The sequence below is a fragment of the Marinobacter alkaliphilus genome (assembly GCF_055394375.1).
On the sequence record NZ_AP043751.1, the window covers coordinates 403,372 to 429,765 of the forward strand.

A 26,394-nucleotide genomic window follows, 5' to 3' on the forward strand; every position below is an offset into this window, starting at 1 on the left:
CAATGGCCAGACACTTGTGGACCGGACCAGGAACTCATCACCGCCATGCCTGATTCCCTGCCCTCGGACTCCGTGGGCCTTGTAAGCCCCCAAACCATTCACTTTGACACACCGATCGAACTGGCGTGCGGCCAGATTCTGGACAGCTACGACCTGGTGGTGGAGACTTACGGCACCCTGAATCCCGACGCCAGCAACGCGGTGCTGATTTGCCATGCCCTCAGCGGCCATCACCATGCCGCGGGCTATCACAGCATGGAAGACAAAAAGCCCGGTTGGTGGGACAGTTGCATCGGCCCGGGCAAGCCCATCGATACCAATCGTTTTTTTGTGGTCAGCCTGAACAACCTGGGAGGCTGCCACGGCAGTACCGGCCCCAATTCCACCAACCCGGCAACCGGCAAACCCTTTGGCCCGGATTTCCCGGTGATTACCGTTGCCGACTGGGTAAAAAGCCAGGCCTGCCTGGCTGACCACCTGGGTATTGAACAATGGGCCGCAGTGGTCGGCGGCTCGCTGGGTGGTATGCAGGCGTTGCAGTGGAGCCTGGACTACCCGGAACGGTTACGTCACTCGGTGGTGATTGCCTCCACGCCCCGGCTCAGCGCCCAGAATATCGCTTTCAATGAAGTGGCTCGCCAGGCCATTACCTCCGACCGGGAGTTCCATGACGGCCGATACTACGATTTTGGCGCGGTACCCCGTCGGGGCCTGATGCTGGCCCGTATGGTCGGCCACATCACCTACCTGTCCGACGCCTCCATGGGTGAGAAATTCGGCCGGGAGCTGCGGGAAGAGGCCTACAAGTTCGGGTTCGACGCCGAGTTCCAGGTGGAAAGCTACCTGCGCTATCAGGGCGAACGTTTCTCCGAAAGCTTTGATGCCAACACCTACCTGTTGATGACCCGGGCCCTGGACTACTTCGACCCGGCCTACACCGCCGGCGGGGATCTGGCCAAGGCTCTGGCACCGGCAAGCTGCGAATACCTGGTGCTGTCGTTCAGCACCGACTGGCGCTTCTCGCCGGAACGTTCTGAAGAGATGGTGAACGCCATGATCTCTGCCCGAAAGAAGGTCAGCTACGCCGAAATTGACGCCCCCTGGGGTCATGACGCGTTCCTGATTCCAACCCCCAGGTACACCGACATTTTCACCGCCTATATGGACCGTGTGGCACGGGAGGTGGGCGCATGAGACCAGACCTGGAAATCATCCAGCAGTGGGTCCAGCCGGGGCATCACGTACTGGACCTCGGTTGCGGCAACGGTACCCTTCTGGACTTTCTTCAGCGGGAACGGGGCGCAACGGGTTTCGGCCTGGAGATCAATCCGGACCACATCACCACCTGTATGGCGAAAGGGGTGAGCGTGATTGAACAGAACCTGGACACCCAGGGGCTGGACAACTTTGACGACGGCATGTTCGACGTGGTTCTGATGACCCAGGCCCTGCAAGCGGTGAGGCGACCGGACAAAGTGATCGAAGAGATGCTCCGGGTTGGCCGAGAGGGCATCGTCACCTTTCCCAACTTTGCCCATTGGCGCCTGCGCTGGGGACTGGCTCTGAGTGGCCGTATGCCCGAATCCGACGCACTACCGTATAAATGGTATAACACCCCCAACATACGGCTATGCACCTTCAAGGATTTTGAAGCCTTGTGCCGTCAGAAAGGCATCCGCATCAAGAGCCGCCGGGTGGTAGACGGTCAGCACCAGAACAGCTGGCTGGCCAGGCTCTGGCCGAACCTGTTGGGGGAAATTGCCATCTATCGAATCACGCGGGAGAACCCATGATGATGACTCGTTCAATAACTCGCCTAATGACCCTGACCCTGGGACTGCTGTTATTCGCTCAGGCGCAGGCCGGCCAGGAAGACTTCGGTGACTACCAGGTGCGCTGGAGCGTTTTCCCAAGCACCTTCCTTGACCCGGAAGTAGCCAGGGCCAACAACCTGCAACGCAGCCGGGGCATTGGCATCATCAACATTTCCATTATGACCGAAGGTGAACATGGCCAGATCCGGCCGGTTGGCGGGCAGGTACAGGGCCAGGTTACCAATGACATCCAGCAGGTGAATTTCCTGGCCTTCCGTCGTATTCAGGAGGGTGACGCGGTCTACTTCATTACCCAGTACCAGCACCGCCCCGGCGACCTGATGACGTTCAACATCACGGCCCGGCCCACTGGCCACAACCGGGATCTGCCAGTTCGTTTCTCCCATACCCTGTTCAATGACTGACACAATGAGCCAGAAATTTGTCATCGCCAGCAATAACAAGGGCAAGATTGCCGAACTGACAGAACTGCTCAGCCCCCTGGGGTTGCGGCCGGTTGCCCAGGGCGAACTGGGCGTGAGCGAGGCCGAAGAACCGGCGGTCACCTTCGTTGAAAACGCCATCCTCAAAGCCCGCCATGCCGCCCGGGAAACCGGGCTGCCGGCCCTGGCAGACGACAGCGGCCTGGCTGTGGATGCCCTCAATGGCGAGCCCGGCGTGCGCTCGGCGCGGTACGCCGGCGACGCCGCTTCCGACGCTGACAACGTGGCGGCACTTCTGGATGCCTTGAAGGACGTTCCCGCCGCACAACGCAGTGCCCAGTTCCATTGTGTTCTGGTGTATCTTCGACATGCCGACGACCCCACGCCGATCATTTGCCATGGCCGCTGGCCCGGGCAGATCCTGACCGAGCCCCGGGGTGACGGCGGCTTCGGTTATGACCCTGTATTCCTGGCGCCGGAGTTCAACTGCAGCGCCGCAGAACTGACCCGGGCACAGAAAGGCAAGATCAGCCATCGGGGCCGGGCCCTGGCCAGCCTGCTGGAACAACTCCAGGCGGAGCGGTAAACCCATGACCGCCACCCCGGTTGCGGTCTGCCCGCCACTGAGCCTGTACATCCACGTGCCCTGGTGCGTGCGCAAATGCCCCTACTGTGACTTCAATTCACATGCCGTCAAGGGGGAAATTCCGGAAACGGCCTATCTGAACGCCATTCTGGAGGATCTGGATCAGGACCTGTTCTATATCCAGGGGCGCCCTATCGAAACCGTCTTTATCGGCGGCGGTACTCCTTCCCTGATGAGCGGCGCCTTCTACGAACAGCTGTTCGACGGGCTCCGCCAACGCCTGCCTTTTTCGAGCGATGCGGAAATCACCCTGGAAGCCAACCCCGGCACGCTGGAAGCAGGTCGCTTCGAGAGTTTCCGCGAGGCCGGCATTAACCGGCTGTCCATCGGCGTGCAAAGTTTTCACCCGGAACACCTGCAAGCCCTCGGCCGTATCCACGATCAAGCCATGGCCCACCGGGCCATCGAATCCGCCCAGACTGCCGGGTTCGACAATTTCAACATCGATCTGATGCACGGCCTGCCGGGGCAAACTCCGGAACAGGCAGTGAACGACCTGCAGGCCGCCCTGGCCCACGGGCCAACCCACTTGTCCTGGTATCAGCTTACCATTGAGCCGAACACCGAATTTTTCTCGCGGCCACCGGCGTTGCCAGACGACGACCGGCTCTGGGAGATTTATCGGCAAGGAACCGCTCATCTTCGGTCAGCGGGCTTCGACGACTATGAGATATCGGCCTGGAGTTTGCCCGGCCGGGCAAGTAGGCATAACCTGAATTATTGGACGTTTGGTGATTACCTGGCGCTGGGTGCTGGCGGGCATGGCAAAGTCAGCCTGGCTGACGGCAGAGTTCTGCGATACTGGAAAACCCGGCAACCAGACGCCTACCTGCAAAGGATCGGCTCCCGCACCTCCGGCAGCGAAGACCTGGAACCGGAGGATCGGCCACTGGAGTTCATGATGAACGCGTTACGCCTGAAACGGGGCACCTCCGAGCAACTGTACTTAGAACGTACAGGTTTACCCTTGTCGTCAGTTGCGGTACAACTTGAGCAATTACGCAAACAACATCTGCTGACCCCTGATCGCCTGCAGGCGACCGAGCAAGGACAGCGTTACCTGAATAGCCTGCTGGAGCACTTCCTCTGATGAATTCAGCTCAGCACACCGTGCCATCCGGGCCTCGCCCGATGAAACCGCCCATGAAGGTATCCATCGTGGTGGCGGTGGCGCTGTTTCTGGTTCTGATGGCCATCAACCAACCCCTGAAGACCGGTTCTGCCCCTCAGGGCATTGTCAGCTTCCAACTGGCAGGCACGGCAGACCAGGCCTACGCCATCATCCGCAGCTGGCGCGAGAACGGCTTGATCTGGGCAAAAGCGTCATTGTGGGTAGACTTTCTGTTTATCGTGGCTTACCTGGCCGCGCTGTTGCAGTTGACCAGACACTTCACCCGGGACAGGCCCGGCATCCGGGAGCGCAAGGTCGCACGCTGGGTGCGCGCGCTGTTTATCACGGCAGGGCTGAGTGACGTGGCGGAAAACATTGTACTGCTGAACAACCTGAGCCCGCCCACAGACTCCATGAGCATGACCGCCACTATCCTCGCGTTGATCAAATTCACCGGGCTGCTGCTCGGAGTGGCCGGACTTGTCATCATCCGGGCTGCCCGCCGGCATCCGCTGAGCCACTCCTGACACTGTCCCGCCTCAATTGGTGCGATAGAACAACAAATCCCAGACTCCGTGGCCAAGATTTTCACCACGCTTTTCGAATTTGGTGATCGGACGGTCATCCGGGCGCGGTGAGTAGCCACCCTGCTCCTGAGTATTGGCGAACCCTTCCGAATCGTTCATCACTTCCAGCATGTGCCCGGCGTAGTTTTCCCAGTCCGTCGCCAGGTGCAGAATGCCACCAACGCGGAGTTTGTGACGAATCCTCTGAACAAAGTCGTGCTGGATCAGGCGACGTTTGTGGTGCTTTTTCTTGTGCCAGGGGTCCGGAAAGAACACCATCACACGGTCCAGGCTGGCATCTGGTAAGCACAAGTCGATGACGTCATTGGCGTCGATATTGTAAACGCGCACGTTCTCAAGTCCGCGATCCTCCACCTCTTTGAGCAAGGCTCCAACACCGGGCAAGTGCACTTCCACACCGATAAAGTCCTGCTCGGGGGCCGCTTCCGCCATATCCGCCAGGGATTTCCCCATGCCAAACCCAATCTCCAGATTCAGCATGTTGTCCCGGCCAAACACTTCCCTCGGGTCGATCATGCCGTTGTCGCGGCTCAGGCCGTACTTGGGCCAGCTGCGTTCATAGGCTTTTTTCTGACCCTCGGTCATCCGGCCCTGGCGCAAGACAAAACTGCGAACACCGCGGCGGGTGGTGATCGGGTTGTCGCCGGAGGCATCGTGCGTCTCATGCTGGTCAGTCATCTGTGGTCCTCAACCGTCAATGCGGATCTGATTTAGGGAACGTTACCCGCCAGTTTACCAGAGTAGGCCGCCTCAAGCGGAGACAACCGAGCTTTGCCCCTGTTGACGGTCCAGTTGCCGGTAGCCGAGCGCTTCCATCAGATAGTTTCGGGTTACCGCTGGCTGGTCATCCAGGTCCGCCAGGGTGCGGGCCACTCGCAGAATTCGGTGCAACGCCCGCGCAGACAACCCCAGTTTCTCCATGGCTCCGGACAGCAGTTTCTCGCTCTCCGCATTCAGATGGCTGGCCTCGTGCAACGCCTTGCCAGCAAGGGCCGCATTGAGCACGCCCCGTTCTGACTGCCTGGCCCGGGCCCGTAACACCCGTTCCCGGACGCTGGCGCTGGACTCTCCGGTTTCACCCGCCCCCAACAACACGCCCCCGGCCTGCACCGGCACTTCAACGTGCAGGTCAAACCGATCCAGCAACGGCCCGGATATCCGGGAGCGATAGCGCATGACCTGCTGCGGCGTACACTGACACTCCATGGTCGGATGCCCACTGTAGCCGCACGGGCAAGGGTTCATAGCAGCAACCACCTGGAATCGGGCAGGAAAAGTGACCTGCCGTGCAGCCCGACTGATGGAAATTTCACCGGTTTCCATAGGTTCCCGCAATACCTCCAACACGCGGCGCTGGAACTCTGGCAACTCGTCAAGAAACAGTACGCCTCGATGGGCCAGGGAGATTTCTCCGGGCCTTGGGCTGCTACCACCTCCCACCAGCGCCACCGCCGAAGCGGTATGGTGCGGGGAGCGGAATGGAGCCTGCCGCCAACCACCGGGCTTGAGGGGAAGGCCGGCGACCGAATGCACACTGGCCACCTCCATGGCCGCGGCGTCGTCCAGGGCTGGCAGTATGCCGGGCAGCCGGCTGGCCAGCATGCTTTTGCCGGTGCCTGGCGGGCCAAACAGCAGAAGATTGTGCCCGCCGGCAGCCGCCACTTCCAGGGCCCGTCGGGGAACCTGCTGGCCCCGGACGTCCGCGAGGTCCAGCCCCTCGTCCCGGGGCCCGGCTTCTGGCTGGGCTCGAGCTACCGGGGATATCCGGGCGCGACCAGACAAATGCTCACAGACGGTCAGTATGTGGCTGGCGGCAAACACGTCATCATCGCTGGCCAGCGCGGCCTCTTCAGCATTGTCTTGGGGAAGCAACAGCGCGCGACCGGCGCCTCTTGCCGCCAGTACCGCCGGCAATACGCCTTTCAGGGGCCGTAATGCGCCATCCAGGGACAACTCGCCAATGAACTCGAGGTCTTTGAGACTTTCGGCGGGAATCTGCCCGGAAGCGGCGAGGATGCCAAGGGCGATGGGCAGGTCGAAGCGTCCACCCTCTTTGGGCAGGTCTGCGGGGGCCAGGTTAATGGTGATTCGACGGGCGGGGAATTCGAACCCGGCGTTGATCAAGGCACTGCGAACCCGGTCTTTGCTCTCACGCACACCGGTTTCCGGCAAACCAACAATCGACAGGGCCGGCAGTCCGCCAGACAGATGCACTTCAACAGTCACTGCCGGTGCAGACACACCGATACTGGCACGGGAATGGACAATAGCAAGCATGGCAACCTTCCTTGGCAATCAGTTTCTTACAAGTCCCGGCCGCTGCATCCTGCGGGCCGGGCCAGACCGGTCATTATGAGGACAGCTTCTGCTCGAGTTCGGCAACCCGCTTCTCAAGCGCTTCCACTTTTTCACGGGTTCTCATCAATACCGCCTGCTGGGCATCGAACTCTTCGCGGGTGACCAGTTCCAGCTTCGACATGACCGTCATCACCGTTGCTCTGGCCTGGGCCTCAAAATCGTCTTTCGCAGCCCGAGCCATATCCGGAACGAACTGGCCAAACTGGCCCTGTAACTGAGCAAAAAAGTCCTGTGGCCCTTTCATAAATCACCTCTGAGAGTCTCTGTTTCCCGACGCGGCAAACGCCGTGGCTGAGTCGCTATCCGCTTTGGTGGGAGTGTATCACACCGCCGCCCCTGCCATACTGTGCCCTGTCCGCATTATAATGGCGGCGGATGGCTAACCCGGCCATGCTCTTTTTTGAGCCAAGGGCGGGCTCATCGCACCAAGTTGGTGCGCGTTATTGCGCCATTCTGGAACAGGATATAACCAACAAGCTGATTTAAAACATTTTTTTTGCGTTGGCACACCCGATGCTAAAGCTCTCGTACGCAATCCGCACAATTGATGTGCGAGGTGGCAGCATCCCGAACTCAACAACCGGCCGCTGGCCCTCACTGTTGGGACGGCTTTACCAAGGAGAAAGCAATGAAACTTGTGACAGCGATCATCAAGCCTTTCAAATTGGATGATGTCCGTGAGGCACTATCCGAGATTGGCGTACAAGGCGTAACCGTCACTGAAGTCAAAGGCTTCGGTCGGCAAAAAGGCCACACAGAGCTCTACCGTGGCGCGGAATACGTGGTGGACTTCCTGCCCAAGGTCAAAGTGGAAATCGCCATTGGCGACAACCTGCTTGACCAGGTCATCGAAGCCATCACCAAGGCGGCCAATACCGGCAAAATCGGCGACGGCAAGATCTTCGTGACCGAACTGGCGCAAGCCATCCGGATTCGAACCGGCGAGACTGGCGAAGAAGCGGTCTGACAGCAGACTGACTCTGAAAAAAGCCAACGCAAAAAATTTATAACCTAAGAGCCTTGTGCGGAGGGCCTCCTATGGAAAGCACTGTTTTTGAAATACAGTACGCATTAGATACGTTTTACTTCCTCGTGTGTGGCGCATTGGTCATGTGGATGGCAGCAGGCTTTGCCATGCTCGAGTCCGGCCTGGTGCGCTCAAAGAACACCACTGAAATTCTGACCAAGAACGTCGCCCTGTACGCCGTTGCCTGCACCATGTACATGGTTTGCGGCTACGCGATCATGTACGGTGGCGGCACCTTCCTGAGCGGCATCACTGGCATGGGCGTTGAAGAAGGCTTCGAGTATGAGGCTGCAGCAACCTACGCGCCATCCGCTGACTTCTTCTTCCAGGTGGTCTTCGTTGCTACAGCCATGTCCATCGTATCCGGTGCCGTGGCCGAGCGCATGAAGCTCTGGGCATTCCTGATCTTCGCTGTGGTCATGACCGGTTTCATCTACCCGATGGAAGGCGCCTGGACCTGGGGCGAAGCTGACGTCTTCGGCATGTACAACCTGGGCGATCTTGGCTTCAGTGACTTTGCCGGCTCTGGCATCGTACACATGGCTGGCGCAGCTGCGGCCCTGGCTGGCGTCCTGCTGCTGGGCGCCCGTAAAGGCAAATACGGCCCGAACGGTGAGATCCGCGCCATTCCCGGCGCCAACCTGCCCCTGGCCACTCTGGGTACCTTCATCCTGTGGATGGGCTGGTTCGGCTTCAATGGTGGCTCGGTTCTGGCGACTGCTTCCGCAGAATCCGCTAACGACGTCGCCATTGTATTCATGAACACCAACGCCGCAGCGGCTGGTGGCGGTCTCGCAGCTCTGATCCTTGCCCGACTGATGTTTGGCAAAGCTGACCTGACCATGCTCCTGAACGGTGCACTGGCTGGTCTGGTGACCATCACTGCCGGCCCGGACACCCCCACTCCGCTGCTGGCAACCATCTTCGGTGCCTTCGGTGGCCTGCTGGTGGTGGTAAGCATTGTGACCCTGGACAAGCTGCGTATTGATGACCCCGTCGGTGCCATCTCTGTTCACGGCGTCTGCGGTCTGCTCGGCCTGCTGCTGGTGCCGGTTACCAACGGCGACGCCAGCTTCAGCGGCCAGATCATCGGCGCCATCACCATCTTTGTCTGGGTCTTCGTGACCAGCCTGATCGTGTGGAGCATTCTCAAGGCGGTCATGGGCATCCGGGTATCCGAAGAAGACGAATACGAGGGTGTGGATTACTCCGAGTGTGGCATGGAAGCCTATCCAGAGTTTGTCAGCGGCAAGCAGTAAGCCAGCCTGACAACCACGAAAAACAAGAAGGGCGCCAAACGGCGCCCTTCTTGTTGCTGTTCCTGGCGCTCCGTCACTAACAGACGCCCTGGAACAATTGGTCATCCGCGTGCCGCAGATACAACATCAATTCCATTTCCGCTTCGTGGACACTGTCAAACGGCCCCTGGATCGAGCCCTCGCGAGTCTGGAAAAACCACTGTCCGTTGACCAACGAGAACCGCTCACTACGAAACCAGTGACGATCCTGTTCACCTTTGCGCGTTTCCATAACAACTCCTTTCACTCCGAACACAGCACGATGATCAATAAATGACCACACTGTTTCAGCATAGCTCAGAGTGCGGAGCTGTCTAATTTTTGTCAGGCCTCTTCGGGGCGCACCGCGTCTTCCAGCGCATCCACCATAAACTGAGGCATCGCCAGGGCTCCGTGGTGAATGCCGGCGTTGTAATAGCGGGTCACGAACGGGCGGTTGTTGGCGTCTTCCTCACGGAAATACTTCAGCGGGTTATCCTTGCTACCCATGGTGCAGCTCCACCACCCGGTCGGGTAGACAGGCTGAGGGAACGGCAAAGTCTGTACGTGGCCGAAGCCGGCCTTCTGCATATCGCTGTGGATGTCTTTGATGATGCTGTCCGTGTGCAACAGCGGCGATTCACTTTGCTGCACAATAATGCCGCCCTCCCGAAGCGCCGCCATGGCGTCCCGGTAGAAATCCAGGGCAAACAAGCCTTCGGCGGGGCCCACCGGGTCGGTACTGTCGATAATCAGCAGGTCGATGCTGTTGGGCTCAATATCCCGCATCCACTTGATACCGTCGCCAAAAAAGAAATTTGCCCGGGGGTCATTATTGGCCTCACACAACTCCGGAAAGTATTTTTCCGACATGCGGGTAACCCGCTCGTCGATTTCCACCTGCCAGGCCTCCTCGACACCGGGGTGCTTGAGCACTTCCTTCAGGGTTCCGCAGTCTCCACCGCCCACGATCACCACTTTCTTCGGGTTCTTGTGAGTGAACAACGCCGGGTGGGTCATCATCTCGTGGTACAGAAAGTTGTCACGGGTGGTCAGCATCACGCAACCGTCCAGCACCATCAGGTTGCCAAAGGTTTCCGTTTCATAGATTTCCAGCTTCTGGAACGGCGTCTGCTCTTCGTGCAGCTTGCGCTTGACCTGCAGGGAAAATGCCGTGCCCTGATCCTGGAACACCTCGGTAAACCAGCCTTCGTTCAATACCGTCATCTGTACCTCCCATTCATTGCGCCACCACGGGGTCGGGGCCTGTTCAAAGGGGCGTATTGTAGGGGGCCCAAGGCCATAGCCAAAGTACTATTCCCCCTCGCCGCCCCGTATTTTTCACATTTCAGGCCACTCGTGGCCTGGCAATGCTTTCGATCCGGCCTGTCAGGTCCTACAATGCAGCCTGACAACGGCCTGCGGGCCATTCCGGTTTCCTGACAGGATAGCAACAATGCCTGAAACCACAGCCTTACCTGCCCACAAGGTTTATAACATCGCTCACTGGAGTGATGGCTACATCGCGGTGACTCCCCGGGGTGAAGTCGAGATCTGCCCGGACCGGGGGCGGACCGCAGCCCGCATCAACCTTCCTGACCTGACCCGGTCTCTGGCCGAGTCCGGGGTTGCCCTGCCGGTACTGATCCGTTTTACCGACATACTGCACGACCGGGTGAACAAGCTTTGCGGCGCCTTCAACAAGGTGACCGCCGAACAGGGCTACAAGGGCCGCTATACCGCGGTCTACCCGATCAAAGTGAACCAGCAGCGACGGGTTGTGGAAGAGCTGTTGGCGGCACAACCCGCCGCCTCGGCCGGACAGGTCGGGCTCGAAGCCGGCAGCAAGCCGGAATTGATGGCGGTATTGGCCCTTGCCCCAAAAGCGGGGTCAGTGATTGTCTGCAACGGCTATAAAGACCGTGAGTATATCCGCCTGGCCCTGATCGGCCAGAAGCTGGGCCACCGGGTGTTTATCGTGGTGGAGAAGCAATCGGAACTGCCTCTGATACTGGAAGAGGCCGAGCGTCTTGAGGTATCACCCCTGATTGGCGTGCGGGCGCGATTGGCCACCATTGGCAAAGGTAACTGGCAGAACACCGGCGGCGAAAAATCCAAGTTCGGGTTGTCCGCCAGCCAGGTTCTGGATGTGGTGAATACCCTTAAACAGGCTGGCGCTCTGGGTACCCTGCAGCTGCTGCACTTCCACCTGGGTTCACAAATTGCCAACATCCGCGATATCCAGACCGGCCTGAAGGAATGCGCCCGCTTCTACACGGAACTGCACCAGTTGGGCGCACCCGTCGGCACCGTGGATATCGGCGGCGGCCTGGGCGTGGACTATGAGGGCACCCGCTCCCGCAGCAGCTGCTCAATGAATTACAGCGTGTTTGAATACGCCTATAACGTGGTGCATGTGCTGCAAGCCGAATGCGATCGCCAGGGCATTCCCCACCCGGACCTGATCAGTGAATCCGGCCGGGCCCTGACAGCCCACCACTCGGTTCTGGTCACCAACGTGATTGATCGGGAATCGCCAGACCATCGGGAAGTCACTGAACCTGAAGCAAACGCTCCAGCACCATTGCACGACCTTTGGCGCGACCTTCTCAGCCTGCAGGATGATCACTCACCCCGGTCGCTGGCCGAGATTTACCACGATGTGCTGCATGCGATGACCGATGTCCACGCCCAGTTCGCCCATGGTCTGTTATCACTCAGCGAGCGAGCCCAGGCGGAAACACTTTACACCACCTGCTGCCGGCTCCTTAGGCATCAGCTGGACAGCGGCAGCCGGGCACACCGGGAAATCATCGACGAGCTCAACGAAAAACTCGCGGAAAAGCTGTTCGTTAACTTTTCCCTGTTCCAGTCCCTGCCGGATGTCTGGGGCATTGACCAGATTTTCCCGGTGATGCCGATCAACGGCCTGAACCGCCCGCTGAGCCGGCGCGCGGTGATTCAGGACATTACCTGTGATTCGGACGGCCGGATTGACCAGTACGTGGACGGCCAGGGCATCGAAACCACCCTGGCATTGCCAGAGGAGAAAAAGGGCGAGCCACTGCTGATGGGTTTTTTCATGACCGGCGCCTATCAGGAAATCCTGGGGGACATGCACAACCTGTTCGGGGATACCCACTCGGTGGATGTGCGCCTCAATGACCAGGGCGAGTACGACATCGGCACCCCCATCACCGGCGACACCGTCGCCAAGGTGCTGCGCTACGTCAACTTTGAGCCCGACAACCTTCTCAGGGCCTACCAGGACAAGTTTGCCGCCAGCAATCTGGACCAGCCAACACAGTCACGGTTGCTGGGCGAACTGAAAGCGGGGCTCGAAGGTTACACCTACCTGGAGGAGTAGCCTTCAATCGCCTTCCGTCTGGTGCAACCGGCGCCAGGCCGAAGGCGAAATACCCTCCCATTTGCGAAAGGCCCGGCCAAAATTGGACGGGTCGCTGTACCCCAGGTGGTCTGCAATATCGTCGATACTCAGGGGTGAGTATCGTCGCAACAAATCCAGGGCTCTCTGGTGGCGCACGGTTTCCTGAAGGAGCTGGAAGCGGGCGCCCTCTGCCGCCAACTGCCTCCGCAGGGTCCGGGCCGATACATGCAACTGCCCGGCGACATCCTCCAGGCTAAGCAGGCGGCCATCGCGAACCGATTCCAGCATCCGGACCACTCGCTCGGTCACCGATGTGGACGCCTCCATCTGCCGCATTTCTTCCTCGCATTGAGCCTCAGCCACGCGACGAGCCACAGGATTGGACAACGATAACGGCAGGTTCAGAAACTGCTTTTGGAAGCGGATCTGGTTAACACCGGTGCAGAAACTCACGGCATTGCCAAACAGCGGCTGGTAAGGCCCCACATTGGCTGGCTGCTCATAGTCCACCAGGCACCGCCCGCCCTCCAACAACCGCTGACCAAACAACAGGTTGTTCACTTCCATCAGGGAAGCCAGGACCACCTCGATGTTGAAACGATGTAAATCCCGGGTGTCGTGCTTGATATCGAGCTGAATGACCGCTTCATCGCCTTCGATAAAAAACGACAGGGCCATGTAGGCAAAACGAATCCGGAAATATTTGATCAACACCAGCAGCGCCTGCTCGAGCGTGTCGCAGCTGATGGCGGCCTGAGACAGCGCACCATGGGCAGTAAATTTCAGGCGCCGGCCAAACTCCAGCCCCAGGCTGTCGTCCTGGCAGCGAACAAAGGCTTGACGACACAGCTCAGTGAACTGGTCCAGGGTAATAAAATTATCCGGGTGGCTCAGCTGTGGCTGGCGGATACCGGCAGCGCTGACCAGCTCTTGCCGGGCAACGCCGCGCTCCTCTGCCAGCTGGCAAAGAATCTCTGCGTAATGGGCCCGGATAACCGGCAGGGTGCCGCCGGAAAGCAGTGCGTTCATGGTTTGAACTTTGAGTCGTTATTATGGTTGTCAGACTAGCGCCTGCTCTGGGATCCGGCAATCACTCCACTGACACAACTCCGCCGACAATGCGGCCAGATTTTTTTCACTCAAGGCAATCCACTTCTTGCAGCCTCCCGTAAATAACCAGACTGACAAACCAGCGGCGAGTGCCTAGAATGATGACTGTAATCAGCTCAACTCATGCGACTGTCAAGGAGCGTCCGGTGACCACACTGGATCAGCAACCAGCGAAAGCCGAGGGCCGAAAGGACCCTTGGGGTGTCTTGCTGGAAAAAGTAGGCAAACACCAGGATAGAGCTGCATACCACGCTTTGTTCGAACACTTTGCGCCGCAGATAAAGTACTACGCCATTTCTAACGGCATGGCCAGCCACGCCGAGGAACTGGTGCAGGAAGTGTTCATTTCCATTTGGCGCCGCTCCTGCCTGTATGACTGGCGTAAGGCTGCGGCGTCTACCTGGATCTTTACCATTGCCCGTAACCAGCGGATTGATATGCTGCGAAAAATGCAGCGGACCAGCGCTGAAATGGCAGTGGAAACCGAGGATCTGTGGCAGATTCCTGGCGATAATGAGGATGAGCCGGTGACGTCCCTGCACCGTTTGATGTCAGAGCGCCGGATTCGTGAGTCTCTCAGCCAGTTACCGGAAGAGCAGATTACCGTCATCGCCAAGGTGTACATGGAGCATAAGTCTCACCAGATGGTGGCGGATGAACTTCAGATCCCCCTGGGAACCGTGAAGAGCCGGGTACGCCTGGCACTGAACAAGTTAAAAGTGATTTTGCAGGATCAGAACGTATGACACGGCACCACCCCGACAGTCTCAGCCTGATGGAATACAGCGCTGGCAATCTGACTGAGCCCCATGCTCTCTGTATCCGGCTGCACCTTGAGCAGTGCCCACACTGTCGGAGCCGGGTGGACACCCTGAACAGCCTGGGCGCGGTGATGATGGAACAGCAGCCCAAGGTCACTGTGTCGGATAGCAGTTTCGAGCAGTTGATGGCACGTATTGACTCAGCACCCCAGGATACTTCACCGGTTGTGCAGGCACCGCGATTGAGCCCGCTGCAGAAGTTGCTTGGTCAGGACATCAACGAGCTGCCCTGGAAACGTCAGCTGGGCGATGTCAGCGTACTGGATATTTCGGAAAAGTTTCCCGGTCAGGGTGAGCAGGTGGTACTGCAGAAACTGGTGGCAGGCGGCAAGGCCGCGGCCCACACACACCGCGGTGATGAGACAACGATCGTGCTGCAGGGTGCGTTCGCCGACCAGAAGGGCGTGTTCAACCAATGGGATTTCGTGGTGTTGAATGAGCAGGACGAGCACAGGCCCGTTGCCGTAGGGTGTGAAGACTGCATTACCTTGTCTGTGCTGAGCGCCCCGGTCAAGCTGACGGGCACCTTCACCAGGATGTTGAATCCGTTCATTCGGTAAGTTTAGTTGATCAGTCCAGTGAGAAACGGAGGCAGGTTGCCTCCGTTTTTTGTGGCGACCGAAGATCCGTTATCGCAATCCGGTAATGGTTTAATTGACTTGGGCGCCCATCCCCCTAAACTGATCCATAGTAGGTAACAACTCCAGCACCATTCAAAACGCAACAGCTGACACATGCCCGACATCATCGTCATGTTTTTCCTGCTCGGCCTGGTAGCAGGAACCGTCAAATCTGACCTGTCCATTCCACGAGAAGCCTACGACATTCTCAGCCTGCTGCTGATGCTCACCATTGGTCTGAAGGGCGGAATGGCCCTGTACGGGAACCTGGCACCAGGCCTGCTTCTGGAAATGCTTGCGGTAGCAGGCCTGGGCTTTGCGCTACCCCTGCTGATGATCCCGATCCTGCGTTACGGCGTCGGACTTTCAATCGCCGACACCGCCAGTTTCGCCGCCCACTATGGCTCGGTCAGTGCCGGCACTTTTGCCGTCGCCCTGGCGTGGGTTGAAACTCGCGGCCTCAGCTCCGGCGGCCAGGTCACGCTCTATCTGGTCCTTCTGGAGTTACCTGCCATCATGGTCGGGCTCTGGTTCTACCGGCGTTTTGGCAAACGCACGGGCGATTCCAAGGGCACGCCGCTCTGGCAGGAAACCCTGACCAACCGAAGCGTTATCCTGCTGGTGGGTGGTGTGGTCATTGGAGCGCTTTACGGGCCCGGACAGGGCACCGGCGTCACCGCCCCCCTGACCAGTGCGTTTTCCGTCATTCTGTCGCTGTTCCTGCTGGAGATGGGGCTGGTGGCCGCCGAAACCCTGCGCAACCTGAAGCTGATCCACTGGCGGGTTGTACTGTTTGGGCTTGCGATGCCCCCCGTGCTGTCGGTGGCTGGGCTAACGGTAGGCACCCTGCTCGGGCTCGACACCGGCTCTATCGTCATCCTCGCAACGCTCACCGCCAGTGCGTCCTACATCGCCGCACCGGTGGCGATTCGCCACGCCGTTCCCGATGCCAATATCGGCCTGGCTATGCTGGCTTCCCTGGGCGTCACCTTTCCATTCAATGTGCTCGTCGGCATCGGGCTTTATTACTCCATGCTCAGCTGGGCGGTGCCGCTATAGTGCCCCGCCTGGCGCCGCCTACCAGGGTAACTCCGAACCATCCCAACTGAAGAACCGACCGTTACAGCTGTCGTCCAGGGCGCCCAATACCCGGATCAGGTTATCAGCCGTCTGCAAGGGCGTATGTACCGTCAGTTTGGACAGTGACTGGCTGAACGGCGAACTCAGGGCCGACTCGGTGGTCCCCGGATGCAGCGCCACGCAGGCAATGGGCTTGCACCGGCGAGGCAGTTCGATGGAAAGATTCCGCACCAGCATATTCAGGGCGGCTTTTGAACTCCGATAAGCATACCAGCCGCCAAACCCGTTATCGGATATCGACCCCACCTTGGCCGAGATGGCTGCCACGCGCTTGAACTCACGATGCCGCAGCCAGGGCAGCAGGGCCTGGATCAGCAAGGCAAATCCGGTGGCGTTGACCGCGAAAGCACGGGCCATGTTAGCAGCCGCCACGTCTTCCAATCGCTTCTCGGGAAAAAGCCGGTCGTCATGCAGCAGGCCAGCGGCGTAAATCACCGTGACGATCGGGCCGGAACCGTCCAATGCCGTTTTCAACTCGGCTTTATCAAGCCGCTGCTCATCTTCCGCATCCCAGGCCAGCAATCTCACACCGGGATGATTTCTGAGATCGTCCGGTGCCCGCTGAGGATCTCGGCACAGACCAATGACGGCCTGTTCCGGGCAAGTCTCCAGATAGCGTTTTGCCAACGCCGCACCAATTGCACCGGATATACCGGCAATCACGATCGTCATTCCCACGCCCTTCCACTATCAATGGATACCATGCCGGTGATACGAAAATTCAATGCCTTCGGGCCACCAGCCAGCAAACCAAAAAATTCAAACGCTCGTATGAAGAGACACTTCCGGATTGAAACAACGACATCCGGCAGTCATTCAGACTGCTATATCCAAACAGGAGAGTATCCATGCAATACCAGGCACCAGCGAACGATCTTCGCTTTCTGTTGTTTGATGTGTTGGGCGCAGACAAACTGCACGAACTGGAAAAGTACGCCGATGCGACTCCGGATCTGATTTCGGCGGTGATCGATGAAGCCGGCAAACTGGCGTCAGAGGTCATCCAGCCTACTAACCAGATTGGCGACCGCCAGGGTTGCAGCTACGATCCGGAAACCAAATCGGTCAAGACGCCTGACGGCTTCAAAGAGGCCTACCAGAAGTTTGTGGAAGGTGGCTGGACCGCTCTGGATGCACCACTGGAATTCGGCGGGCAGGGCCTGCCCCACACCCTGAAGTTTGTCGTGGACGAAATGGTGTGCTCCACCAACCTGTCCCTGGGCATGTACCCCGGCCTGACCCACGGTGCCATCAGCGCCCTGTATGCGCACGGCTCCGAGGAGTTGAAGCAGACTTATCTGGAAAAACTGATTTCCGGCGAGTGGACCGGCACCATGTGTCTGACCGAGCCCCAGTGCGGCACCGATCTGGGCCTGATCCGCACCAAGGCCACACCGAATGACGACGGCAGCTACGCCATCGAGGGCACCAAAATCTGGATCACCGGCGGTGAGCACGACCTGGTCGACAATATCGTACACCTGGTACTGGCCAAGCTGCCTGGCGCACCGGACACCACCAAGGGCATCTCCCTGTTTGTGGTGCCCAAGTTCCTGCCGGATTCCGGCGAGCGCAACCCCGCCTTCTGTGGTGGCCTTGAGCACAAGATGGGCATCAAGGGCTCTGCCACCTGCGTGATGAATTTTGAAGGCGCCAAAGGCTGGCTGGTAGGCGAGCCCAATAAGGGCATGAGCGCCATGTTCACCATGATGAATGAAGCCCGGCTGATGGTGGGCATGCAGGGCCTTGGCCTGGCCGAGATGGCTTACCAGGAAAGCCTGGCGTTTGCCAGGGAGCGCCTGCAAAGCCGCTCCCTGAGCGGCCCCAAGAACCCGAACGGCCCTGCTGATGCGATTATTGTGCACCCGGACGTACGCCGCATGCTGATGCGCCAGAAGGTGCTGAATGAAGGTATGCGGGCGCTGGCGCTGTTCACTGGCCACCAGCTGGATCTTTCCGTGGCTCACCCGGATGAAAGCGTGCGTGAAAACGCCGATGACCTGGTGCAGCTGCTGACGCCTGTGGTTAAAGCCTTCCTGACCGACGAAGGCTACAACAACGCCAACTGGGGCCAGCAGGTTCTGGGCGGTTCTGGCTTCACCCAGGATTGGCCGCTGGAGCAGCTGGTTCGGGACGGCCGCATTACCCGCATCTATGAGGGCACCAACGGCATCCAGGCGATGGACCTGGTGGGCCGGAAGCTGTCCCTCAAGGGAGGCCAACTGGTTCGCGCCCTGTTCGCAGAACTGACCGGATACCTGAAGGACAACCCGGAGGCGCCGTACCGCGAAGAACTCAAGGGTGCGCTGAAGAGTCTGGAGCAGGCCACCATGTGGCTGGCCCAGAATGCCCCCAAAGATCCGGAACAGGCCGGCGCTGCCGCCACCCCGTACCTGCGGATTATGGCCCTGACCGTGATCGGTTATCTGTGGTCTCGCATGGCCGGCGTCGCAGGCCAGCAGCTGCAACTCGGAGAGGGTAATAAGCCGTTGCTTGAGGGCAAGCAGGTATCCGCCCGCTACTATTTCGAGAAGCTGATGCCTGAAGTGGACTGGCTGCTAAAAGACATCCAGACCGGCAAAGACAGCCTGATGGCGTTTGAAGACGAGCACTGGGTGGCTTAAACGGCAATACCGGTCTGGCCAAAATGGCTGGCCGAAAATGACCGGTAATTGGCAACTTCTGACCTTCTTAAAGACAGATCAGAACTTGATAATAGTCACGTTGATTAGTGTCTCTGAACTAGTCCAACCCGCCTCTTGCCGAGCCGGGTACCTTCTTGAAGCCGCGCTCTTGCGCGGCTTTTTTTATCGCGTTTTCCCGCCTGCGGCAGTCTCGGTTACAATGCGCTTCTCTTTTTTCCCTGCATTCCGGAGGCTGAATGACCGCCGATGATTATCCGTTCCGCTTTGGCGGCATAGAGCGCCTCTATGGCCGCAAGGCCCTGAACGCCTTCCGTAATGCCCACATAGCCATCGTCGGCCTCGGTGGTGTTGGCTCCTGGGCCGCTGAATCGCTGGCTCGCAGCGGCATCGGCACGCTCACCCTGATCGACATGGACGACATCTGTGTGTCCAACACCAACCGCCAGCTGCATGCCCTGGAGGGCCAGTATGGCCACACCAAGACCGATGCCATGGCCGAGCGGCTGAAGGCCATCAACCCCCAGGCGGATATCCGGGTGCATTTCGGGTTTTTAACCACCAAGAACGTGGCAGAGTTGATTACCGAGGATATGACCGGGGTGGTGGACGCCATCGACAGCGTGAAGGCGAAAGCAGCGCTGATTGCCCATTGCCAGCGGCGGAAGGTTCCGATTGTCTGTGCCGGCGGGGCCGGCGGCCAGATGGACCCAACCCAGATTCAGGTGGCCGACCTGAGCAAGACCACCCAGGACCCGTTGTTGGCAAAGGTGCGCAATATGCTGCGCCGGGAGTACGGGTTCTCCCGGAATCCAAAGCGGCGTTTTGGAATTGAGGCGGTGTATTCCCTGGAACAGCTCACCTACCCCGCCGCCGATGGCGAGGTGTGCCTTCAGAAGCCGGCCACCGAGGGTCCGGTGCGGCTTGACTGCGCCTCCGGCTTCGGCGCAGCCAGCCCGGTAACCGCCAGTTTTGGTTTCTTTGCCGCCTCCCGGTTATTGAACCGGATTGCCCGCAAAGCCAATCAGGCCGATTAACGGCAATCCAGCACCAGCTTGCCCCGCACATGACCGCCTTCCAGCAGTTCGTGGGCTGCCTGTACCTGGTCCAGGGAAAATACCTGCTCAACATGGACCTTCACATCACCGTCTTCAATCAACTCGGCGATTTCATCCAGATGGAAGGCATCCGGCCGTGAGCGCATGCCGTGGGCTCGAACGCCCATGGCCTCTGCAGCGCTGACCACGTCATCGGCAGTCACCGTGGGGATGGTTACCAGCACGCCGGAATCACTGAGGGTTTGCAGGGAACGCTTGCCGGTCTCTCCCCCTACCAGGTCCAGAACCACGTCCAGGCCATAGCATTCTTCGGTGAAGTCGGTGGTGTGGTAGTCAATCACCTCATGTACCCCGAGTTCCGCCAGGAAATCCCGGTTACGGGAGGACGCCGTCACGATGACGTGGGCGCCCCGCTCCAGGGCAAACTGAACCGCAAAGTGCCCGACACCGCCGGCCCCGGCATGAATCAGGATTTTCTGGCCAGACTCCAGCTCCGCCACCTCAAAGAGGGCCTGCCAGGCAGTGAGTGCAGCAAGGGGCACGCCGGCAGCCGCGATCAGGTCAAGCTCTTCCGGTACAATGGCGAGATCTTCAGCGTCGGCAATGGCGTACTCGGCGTAGGCTCCGCCAGTGACCGGGAAACCGATCATGCCCATCACCCGGTCCCCTGGCACCAGCGTGGTCACGCCTTCACCCACGTCCACCACTTCACCGGCCGCGTCGTAACCGGGCGTCCAGGGCAGACTGTTTTCTATCTGGGTTGCGACGAATCCCATGCCCTTACGGGTTTTCCAGTCGATGGGATTGAGGCCGGCTCCGTGTACGCGAACAAGCACCTCGCCCTCACCCGGTTGCGGAATGGGCGATTCTGTCACGCGCAGCACATCACGCTCACCAAAGCGATCATAGACCACGTGGCGCATGGTGCCGGTTTCGGTCAGATCAGATGATTCCATGGGTGTCTCCAGACAGCAGTGAACGGTGCCGTTACCGGCCTGAACTCTCAGACTAGCAGAATTTTACCGGCCCGGCCTCAACCGGGCAGGCCCCGCCCGCCGGCTACCAGCGCGCCGCCAAGTATCTCGGCGAAGGCCTTGGGCGCCCGGGCTGGCCGCTGGGATTTCATATCGACACAGGCATGGGTGGAGAGCGCGCGCAGCAAGGTTTTGCCATCGGCCGGGCGAATCAGCTGAAACTGCCGGGCAGAGCGGAAACGGCCATCCCAGTCGGTGAGCCAGGTACCCAGCACCAGTTCATCCCCGGCATTGGCAGAGGCCAGGTAATCCAGCTCAGTGCGAGTAATCGCCATGGCCTTGCCGGTCTCTTCATGCAGGGCCCAGGTCATGCCCAGGCTGTCGATGTGCTGCCAGCTCACCTCTTCCAGCCAGCGCACATACACCACATTATTGGCGTGCCCCAGCCGGTCGGTGTCCTCCGGGCGAACGGTGATGGTCATGGTAAACGGGTCAGGCAAGTCCCAGTTCAGCGCCTGTGTCATGGTTGCTCTCCAAGGCCGGGAATAGCGTGCAACGGTAGCCGGCCAATACGGTCATTGTGAAGTGAACCAAAGTATAGAACGCCATCATGGGGATTCACCGAGGTGATTTCCTGAAGGTGGCTGCCGCGCGTATCGTGCAGGCTGGTGATCATCTTACCGCTGGCATCAAAGGCAACCACCAGCCCATACTCCTGTGGCTGGGGCTTCAGACTGTCAGGCAACTTGGCCACCAGATTCTTCAGCCAGGGCTTGCGATGCATGCTGTCCACCTGAGCATTGCGTAAGGTTGGAAACGCGACCCAGTAGCGGCCCTGATCATCTACGGCCAGGTTATCGGGAAACCCGGGCAGGTTGTCTGCAAAGACTTCAGCCTGGCCCGCCCTGGGCCCGGTGATCCAGTATTTCAGGATACGGTACTTCCAGGTTTCGTTAACCAGCACGTAGTCACCCGCCGGCGACACCGCCACGCCGTTGGCAAAGTGCAGGTTGGCCAGCAGGACTTCGGTACGGCGGGTACGAGGATTATAACGAAGCAGGCGGCCGTGGGGGCGCATTTCCAGCAAATCCAGAAGGTAGTCCGGCTGGCGGAAGCGGGAACTGGCGTCGGTGAAGTAGATACGGCCATCGGGCGCAATGTCCACATCATCAGTAAAGCGGAACGGTGTTCCTTCCGCCTCGCGGGTCAGTACTGACAGGGTGCCGTCCGGTGTGATGGACAACAGGCCTTTCCAGGCATCAGCGACAATCAGGTTGCCCTGGGCATCGAATACCATACCCAGTGGCCGTCCGCCGGTCTCCAGCCAATTCTCTACAGTACCATCAGGAAACACGCGCACGATCTTGCCGTCCTGGGTACCGGTGTAAAGCACGCCGTTTGCATCAATGGTGGTATCTTCCGGACCATAGACTTGGCCCCGGGCCAGCAAGTCTGCCAGGCGCAGGCGTTCGTTGGGCGCCAGCACACCGGTCATGGCCGGCGGCGATGGTGCCTCCCAGACCTTGCTGTCAACCGGCGACGGCGTGAGCAGGAAGCTGCCCAGCAGTAGAAAGATGACCAGCAGGCCTATCAACAACCATTTCATCATGTGCGCCCGATCCATTGGTGATTGTTAGACGGTAGGCAATATCAAAGCACCCTAACCTTAGCAGACATTACCGGGTTTCTGGCAACGCAGGACAGGCCGTCAGGATCCGAGAAAACGACGACACAAAGCCGCAAAGGTATCGGGCTTTTCAGCATGCAGCCAGTGCCCGGTACCCTCGATTATCTTCAGTTCGGCGGCCGGGAACAGTTGCCGGATGGTGTCTTGATGTTTGCTTTGGATATAGGCGGAATCAGCGCCTTTGATAAACAGCACCGGACCATTGTACGGACCCTCACCCTCCGGCGCGTCGGCCAGTTTCTGATAACAGGCGTCAATCACAGGCAAATTCAGGCGCCAGCGGAACAGCTGATCACCATCACCGGCCTGCTCTGCCGGTATCCGCTCCAGGTTTTTCAGCAGGAACTGCCGCACGCCCGGGATTTCAACAAATTCGGCCAGGCGTTTGTCCGCTTCCTGGCGAGTTGTTACGCCAATCAGGTCCAGGTTCTTCATGCCATCCAGAACCGCATCATGCCGGGCTTTGTAGGTGACCGGTGCTATGTCCGCGACGATGATACCCTTGACCCGTTCCGGATAACCCAAGGCGACCTGCATCGCCACCTTGCCACCCATGGAATGACCCAGAACCCAGGCCTTGTCCAGATTGAGAGCGTCCATGTAGGCCACCACATCGGCCGCCATGGCCGGGTAATCCATGTCGTCGGTGTGGGGTGAGCTGCCATGATTGCGCTGATCGAGGGCGTGAATCTGCCAGCCATCTTCCAGGCGGCGGGCGATACCTCCAAGGTTCTCAAGGGAGCCGAACAGCCCATGCAGAAGGATCAGGGGCTCGCCCTGGCCGGTAATACGATGATTCAGTTCAACGGTCATGCGCTGACAGCCTCCGGTGATGGGGATGAACCGGATACACTACCATCGCCAGACTCGGGGGCAAGGAGAAATTAGGCAGACAAACCGCAGGTACAAAAAAGCCGGGATAAACCCGGCCAGAAGGTCACAGACATTACGACGGACAGATCAACAGTAGAAGATGCTGTCCAGATATTCCGCCAGTGCCAAAACGTTTTTACGCTCGGCCTCGTTATGGGGTACAAAGATTTCCCGTTCCATACAACACCTCCATTTTGCCTGTTGGCTACTTCAACCTGATGCGTACCATGCTATCGTTGAAGCTATGGCAAGCCGTTGACTGGCTGTGCCAATCGTTTGACATTTTGTATCACTCTGACACACAACCACCCGGAGCCAACCATCGGCATGCACGCGCAAATGGACCAAGCCGATCCCCCGCAGGTTGCGGCGTCCAGCACCCTGGCACTGGTTCACTACCTTGATACGCTCGGGCTGTTAGACCGCTCCCGCGTAGAGGCGCTCACCGGCCTGAGCCTGGAAGCCCTGGAAGATCCGGATTTGCGCATTCCCGCCAGCACTCACTACCAACTTTGGGAACTGGCGGAACAACTGACTGGAGACCCCGGTGTTGGACTGCATGCCGGGCAGGTTGTTGACCCTGAACGAATGGGCCTGGTCGGGCATGTATTCTTCAATTGCGACACACTGGGCGAGGCCGTCGTGCAGTACGTGCGGCTGCACCGGCTGATCAACGAATCGGTAACCCTGAGCTTTGAGCAAACGCCGGATCAGGCCATCCTGACCTGGCAGCCAGACCACCCCGATCACTACTGTCGTCAGGATATGGATCGCACCCTGGCGGCGGCCCTGTGTCGAACCCGTCATTTTATTCACCGGGGCATTGAAGCCGACTGGCTGGAAGTGGCCCATCCGGAACCCGGCTATGCCAGCGAGTACCGGAAACTGTTTGGCGGGCCGGTTATTTTTGGTGCCGGCATCACCAGAATGGCGTTCTCCAGCCAGCACCTCGGGCACCCGATTCCCCATCGCAACCCGTATGTCTATTCCGCCATGCTGAAGCAGGTCAATGCGGTACTGGCCCGTCTGCAAACGCGGAAGTCGTTCAGCCGCAAGGTTCGCCGCCTGATTTCGCGCCAGATGGCCACCGATCGCATTGATGCCGACACCCTGGCCCGGCAATGCCATATGAGCCGCCAGACCCTGTACCGCAAGCTGAAAAAAGAAGGCCTGAGCTTCCATGACCTGGTGGAACAGGTGCGCCAGGACAAAGCCCTTCGGTATGTGGCTGACGATCAGTACGCACTGGGAGAAATTGCCTTCCTGCTCGGCTTTTCCGAACTCAGCGCCTTCAGCCGTGCCTTCAAACGCTGGACCGGCGTGGCACCGGCCCAGTTCAGGGCAAGCCACCAGGAAGGCAAGAGATGACCCCGGATAACCTGTCACTGCTGGCCATCCCCCTTGCTGCACTGTACCTGGCGGCCCTGGCCTGCATTTATCGGATCCTGCTCAGCTATCGCACCGCCCAGGGGGCCATTGCCTGGATCATCGCGCTGGTAGGCCTGCCCTATATCGCGGTGCCACTGTTTGTTCTGTTCGGCAGAAGCCGCTTTGGCGGTTATGTCAAAGCCCGCCGGATGGGCGATCAGTCCCTGACCACCCTGCTGGACCAGTTCGAGAAGCAGACCACGTCGATCTCCAACCCCGGCCACGAACATTTCAGCGATGAGCTGCAGGTGCTGTGCAAGTTGAGCCGGCAGCCGTTTACCAGCGGCAACCAGTGCACCCTGCTGAAAGACGGAACCGCAACCTTTGAGGCCCTGTTCGAAGCCATGGAGGATGCCAGGCAATACATTCTGCTGGAGTTCTACATCGTGCGCTCAGACAAGGTGGGGCAGCGCATCAAGGCGATTCTGGAACGCAAGCTGGCGCAGGGTGTCGAGGTGTGGTTTCTGTACGACGACATCGGCAGTGTGTTGCTGTCACGGCGCTGGCTTAACGAGCTGTCAGCCGCCGGCGCGCGCATCGCTTCGTTCGGCAACGGTAACGTGCGCCGCCGGCGTTTCCAGATCAATTTCCGGAACCACCGGAAGTTACTGGTCTGTGATGGCAAGGTGGGCTTTGTTGGCGGCATTAACCTGGGCGACGAATACCTGGGCACCGCGATGGACCAGGAACCCTGGCGCGATACCCACTGTCGCATTGAGGGCCCGGCCGTGACCGGGTTGCAGCTGGCGTGGCTGGAAGACTGGCACTGGGCCAGTAATATCCGCCCGGAACTGGACTGGCACCCGAGCTTTGACACCGGCGGTGATCAACAGGTTCTGGTACTGCCTACCGGGCCTGCAGATACCTGGGAAACCTGCACGCTATTTTTCCTGAACAGCATCAACAATGCCCGCACCCGAATATGGATTGCATCACCCTATTTTGTTCCGGATTTCCAGATCATGAACGCCCTGCAGCTGGCGGCGCTGCGGGGGGTGGACGTTCGCATCCTGATCCCGGAAAAAACCGATAACCGACTTATTCGCCTGGCAGCCTATTCCTACCTGGTGCAAGCCAGCCAGGCTGGCATCGGGATCTATCGTTACCAGCCCGGCTTCATGCACCAGAAAGTCGTCCTGGTGGATGACCGATATGCGGCCGTGGGCACTGCCAACCTGGACAATCGCTCCATGCGCCTGAACTTCGAGATCACGGCGGTGAACACCAACGGGGACTTTGTCCGCTCGGTCGACACCATGCTCCGGGAAGATCTTGAGTACTGCCAGAGAATGACTGAACGGGACTACCAGGACCGATCCATCCTCTTCCGACTCAGCTGTCGCGCGGTGCGACTGCTGGCGCCGTTGCTGTAGCGGTTATTCTGGCTCCG

Annotated in this window: 27 protein-coding genes; 16 read left to right on the top strand and 11 right to left on the bottom strand. The window is 59.2% G+C overall.

Going from position 1 to position 26,394, the window contains the following annotated elements; genetic code table 11:
* Window positions 1-45: 45 nt before the first annotated feature.
* The 6 genes from metX to ACZ5Q2_RS01885 are packed head-to-tail and all read left to right on the top strand — an operon-like array spanning window position 46 to window position 4,541.
* The gene (metX, locus tag ACZ5Q2_RS01860) at window positions 46-1,194 is read left to right on the top strand and encodes a homoserine O-succinyltransferase MetX (RefSeq protein ID WP_432210507.1); all 1,149 of its coding nucleotides are present in this window, start codon (window positions 46-48) and stop codon (window positions 1,192-1,194) included.
* Entirely contained in the window at window positions 1,191-1,793 is a 603-nt protein-coding gene (gene metW / locus ACZ5Q2_RS01865; protein ID WP_061332555.1) for a methionine biosynthesis protein MetW, read from the top strand. The genes metX and metW overlap by 4 nt, the downstream gene beginning before the upstream one ends.
* A 2-nt stretch (window positions 1,794-1,795) precedes the next feature.
* Window positions 1,796-2,239: a DUF4426 domain-containing protein gene (locus tag ACZ5Q2_RS01870; RefSeq protein ID WP_432210694.1), complete on the top strand. Its 444-nt coding sequence runs from the start codon at window positions 1,796-1,798 to the stop codon at window positions 2,237-2,239.
* A gap of 4 nt (window positions 2,240-2,243) precedes the next feature.
* On the top strand, window positions 2,244-2,843 hold the full coding sequence (rdgB, locus tag ACZ5Q2_RS01875; protein WP_432210506.1) for an RdgB/HAM1 family non-canonical purine NTP pyrophosphatase: 600 nt from the start codon (window positions 2,244-2,246) through the stop codon (window positions 2,841-2,843).
* Window positions 2,844-2,847: 4 nt separating this feature from the next.
* Window positions 2,848-3,993, top strand: a complete 1,146-nt coding sequence (gene hemW, locus ACZ5Q2_RS01880) for a radical SAM family heme chaperone HemW (RefSeq protein ID WP_431474622.1) — start codon at window positions 2,848-2,850, stop codon at window positions 3,991-3,993.
* Window positions 3,993-4,541 (top strand): hypothetical protein, encoded by a 549-nt coding sequence (locus tag ACZ5Q2_RS01885; protein WP_061332552.1) that lies wholly within the window; start codon window positions 3,993-3,995, stop codon window positions 4,539-4,541. The genes hemW and ACZ5Q2_RS01885 overlap by 1 nt, the downstream gene beginning before the upstream one ends.
* A 12-nt stretch (window positions 4,542-4,553) precedes the next feature.
* Here ACZ5Q2_RS01885 and trmB read toward each other — a convergent pair whose 3' ends face one another.
* The 3 genes from trmB to ACZ5Q2_RS01900 all read right to left on the bottom strand — a co-directional run bounded on the left by trmB (window position 4,554) and on the right by ACZ5Q2_RS01900 (window position 7,203).
* Window positions 4,554-5,279: a tRNA (guanosine(46)-N7)-methyltransferase TrmB gene (trmB, locus tag ACZ5Q2_RS01890; RefSeq protein WP_431474621.1), complete on the bottom strand. Its 726-nt coding sequence runs from the start codon at window positions 5,277-5,279 to the stop codon at window positions 4,554-4,556.
* A gap of 72 nt (window positions 5,280-5,351) precedes the next feature.
* Window positions 5,352-6,878, bottom strand: a complete 1,527-nt coding sequence (locus tag ACZ5Q2_RS01895) for a YifB family Mg chelatase-like AAA ATPase (protein ID WP_230713404.1) — start codon at window positions 6,876-6,878, stop codon at window positions 5,352-5,354.
* 73 nt (window positions 6,879-6,951) lie between these two features.
* Window positions 6,952-7,203, bottom strand: a complete 252-nt coding sequence (locus ACZ5Q2_RS01900; protein ID WP_061332549.1) for an accessory factor UbiK family protein — start codon at window positions 7,201-7,203, stop codon at window positions 6,952-6,954.
* A 384-nt stretch (window positions 7,204-7,587) separates the two neighbouring features.
* Between ACZ5Q2_RS01900 and glnK the strand changes: the two genes are divergently transcribed.
* Together glnK and ACZ5Q2_RS01910 are read left to right on the top strand one after the other, a co-directional pair.
* Window positions 7,588-7,926 carry a P-II family nitrogen regulator gene (glnK, locus tag ACZ5Q2_RS01905; RefSeq protein ID WP_058091350.1) on the top strand — a complete coding sequence of 113 codons (339 nt, stop codon included), beginning with the start codon at window positions 7,588-7,590 and terminating at the stop codon, window positions 7,924-7,926.
* Between the two features lie 71 nt (window positions 7,927-7,997).
* The gene (locus ACZ5Q2_RS01910; RefSeq protein ID WP_061332548.1) at window positions 7,998-9,245 is read left to right on the top strand and encodes an ammonium transporter; all 1,248 of its coding nucleotides are present in this window, start codon (window positions 7,998-8,000) and stop codon (window positions 9,243-9,245) included.
* A gap of 76 nt (window positions 9,246-9,321) precedes the next feature.
* On the opposite strand, the gene ACZ5Q2_RS01915 is transcribed toward ACZ5Q2_RS01910, so the two are convergent.
* Together ACZ5Q2_RS01915 and speE are read right to left on the bottom strand one after the other, a co-directional pair.
* Window positions 9,322-9,516, bottom strand: coding sequence for a DUF6316 family protein (locus tag ACZ5Q2_RS01915; RefSeq protein WP_061332547.1), 195 nt, complete (start codon window positions 9,514-9,516; stop codon window positions 9,322-9,324).
* A 92-nt stretch (window positions 9,517-9,608) separates the two neighbouring features.
* Entirely contained in the window at window positions 9,609-10,490 is an 882-nt protein-coding gene (gene speE, locus ACZ5Q2_RS01920; protein WP_061332546.1) for a polyamine aminopropyltransferase, read from the bottom strand.
* A gap of 229 nt (window positions 10,491-10,719) precedes the next feature.
* Between speE and speA the strand changes: the two genes are divergently transcribed.
* Complete coding sequence (speA, locus tag ACZ5Q2_RS01925) at window positions 10,720-12,630, top strand: biosynthetic arginine decarboxylase (protein WP_432210505.1); 1,911 nt, start codon at window positions 10,720-10,722, stop codon at window positions 12,628-12,630.
* Between the two features lie 3 nt (window positions 12,631-12,633).
* Here the strand turns inward: speA and ACZ5Q2_RS01930 are convergent, their stop codons facing one another.
* Window positions 12,634-13,680, bottom strand: coding sequence for an AraC family transcriptional regulator (locus ACZ5Q2_RS01930; protein WP_432210504.1), 1,047 nt, complete (start codon window positions 13,678-13,680; stop codon window positions 12,634-12,636).
* Window positions 13,681-13,907: 227 nt separating this feature from the next.
* Between ACZ5Q2_RS01930 and ACZ5Q2_RS01935 the strand changes: the two genes are divergently transcribed.
* From ACZ5Q2_RS01935 to ACZ5Q2_RS01945, 3 genes are all read left to right on the top strand, one after another.
* Window positions 13,908-14,507: a sigma-70 family RNA polymerase sigma factor gene (locus ACZ5Q2_RS01935; protein WP_061332542.1), complete on the top strand. Its 600-nt coding sequence runs from the start codon at window positions 13,908-13,910 to the stop codon at window positions 14,505-14,507.
* Window positions 14,504-15,142: a ChrR family anti-sigma-E factor gene (locus tag ACZ5Q2_RS01940; RefSeq protein WP_432210503.1), complete on the top strand. Its 639-nt coding sequence runs from the start codon at window positions 14,504-14,506 to the stop codon at window positions 15,140-15,142. The genes ACZ5Q2_RS01935 and ACZ5Q2_RS01940 overlap by 4 nt, the downstream gene beginning before the upstream one ends.
* A 174-nt stretch (window positions 15,143-15,316) precedes the next feature.
* On the top strand, window positions 15,317-16,261 hold the full coding sequence (locus tag ACZ5Q2_RS01945) for a sodium-dependent bicarbonate transport family permease (RefSeq protein ID WP_106694441.1): 945 nt from the start codon (window positions 15,317-15,319) through the stop codon (window positions 16,259-16,261).
* A gap of 18 nt (window positions 16,262-16,279) precedes the next feature.
* On the opposite strand, the gene ACZ5Q2_RS01950 is transcribed toward ACZ5Q2_RS01945, so the two are convergent.
* Window positions 16,280-17,014 (bottom strand): SDR family NAD(P)-dependent oxidoreductase, encoded by a 735-nt coding sequence (locus ACZ5Q2_RS01950; RefSeq protein ID WP_432210502.1) that lies wholly within the window; start codon window positions 17,012-17,014, stop codon window positions 16,280-16,282.
* 176 nt (window positions 17,015-17,190) lie between these two features.
* On the opposite strand from ACZ5Q2_RS01950, the gene ACZ5Q2_RS01955 reads away from it, so the two are divergent.
* Both ACZ5Q2_RS01955 and tcdA read left to right on the top strand, forming a co-directional pair.
* Entirely contained in the window at window positions 17,191-18,966 is a 1,776-nt protein-coding gene (locus ACZ5Q2_RS01955) for an acyl-CoA dehydrogenase C-terminal domain-containing protein (RefSeq protein ID WP_432210501.1), read from the top strand.
* Window positions 18,967-19,223: 257 nt separating this feature from the next.
* A complete protein-coding gene (gene tcdA / locus ACZ5Q2_RS01960) occupies window positions 19,224-20,021 on the top strand; it encodes a tRNA cyclic N6-threonylcarbamoyladenosine(37) synthase TcdA (RefSeq protein WP_106694438.1) in 798 nt (265 codons plus the stop codon).
* Here tcdA and ACZ5Q2_RS01965 read toward each other — a convergent pair.
* The 4 genes from ACZ5Q2_RS01965 to ACZ5Q2_RS01980 form a co-directional block, all read right to left on the bottom strand.
* Entirely contained in the window at window positions 20,018-20,998 is a 981-nt protein-coding gene (locus ACZ5Q2_RS01965; protein WP_106694437.1) for an NADP-dependent oxidoreductase, read from the bottom strand. The two genes, tcdA and ACZ5Q2_RS01965, sit on opposite strands and share 4 nt — an antisense overlap.
* Before the next feature lie 77 nt (window positions 20,999-21,075).
* Window positions 21,076-21,540: an acyl-CoA thioesterase gene (locus ACZ5Q2_RS01970; RefSeq protein WP_072678627.1), complete on the bottom strand. Its 465-nt coding sequence runs from the start codon at window positions 21,538-21,540 to the stop codon at window positions 21,076-21,078.
* Complete coding sequence (locus ACZ5Q2_RS01975) at window positions 21,537-22,625, bottom strand: SMP-30/gluconolactonase/LRE family protein (RefSeq protein ID WP_432210500.1); 1,089 nt, start codon at window positions 22,623-22,625, stop codon at window positions 21,537-21,539. Before ACZ5Q2_RS01975 ends, ACZ5Q2_RS01970 begins: the two co-directional genes overlap by 4 nt.
* 99 nt (window positions 22,626-22,724) lie before the next feature.
* Window positions 22,725-23,516 carry an alpha/beta fold hydrolase gene (locus tag ACZ5Q2_RS01980; protein WP_432210499.1) on the bottom strand — a complete coding sequence of 264 codons (792 nt, stop codon included), beginning with the start codon at window positions 23,514-23,516 and terminating at the stop codon, window positions 22,725-22,727.
* 387 nt (window positions 23,517-23,903) lie between these two features.
* On the opposite strand from ACZ5Q2_RS01980, the gene ACZ5Q2_RS01985 reads away from it, so the two are divergent.
* Window positions 23,904-24,944 (top strand): AraC family transcriptional regulator, encoded by a 1,041-nt coding sequence (locus tag ACZ5Q2_RS01985; protein ID WP_106694435.1) that lies wholly within the window; start codon window positions 23,904-23,906, stop codon window positions 24,942-24,944.
* Window positions 24,941-26,377, top strand: a complete 1,437-nt coding sequence (gene cls / locus ACZ5Q2_RS01990) for a cardiolipin synthase (RefSeq protein ID WP_286253500.1) — start codon at window positions 24,941-24,943, stop codon at window positions 26,375-26,377. Before ACZ5Q2_RS01985 ends, cls begins: the two co-directional genes overlap by 4 nt.
* Window positions 26,378-26,394 lie beyond the last annotated feature (17 nt).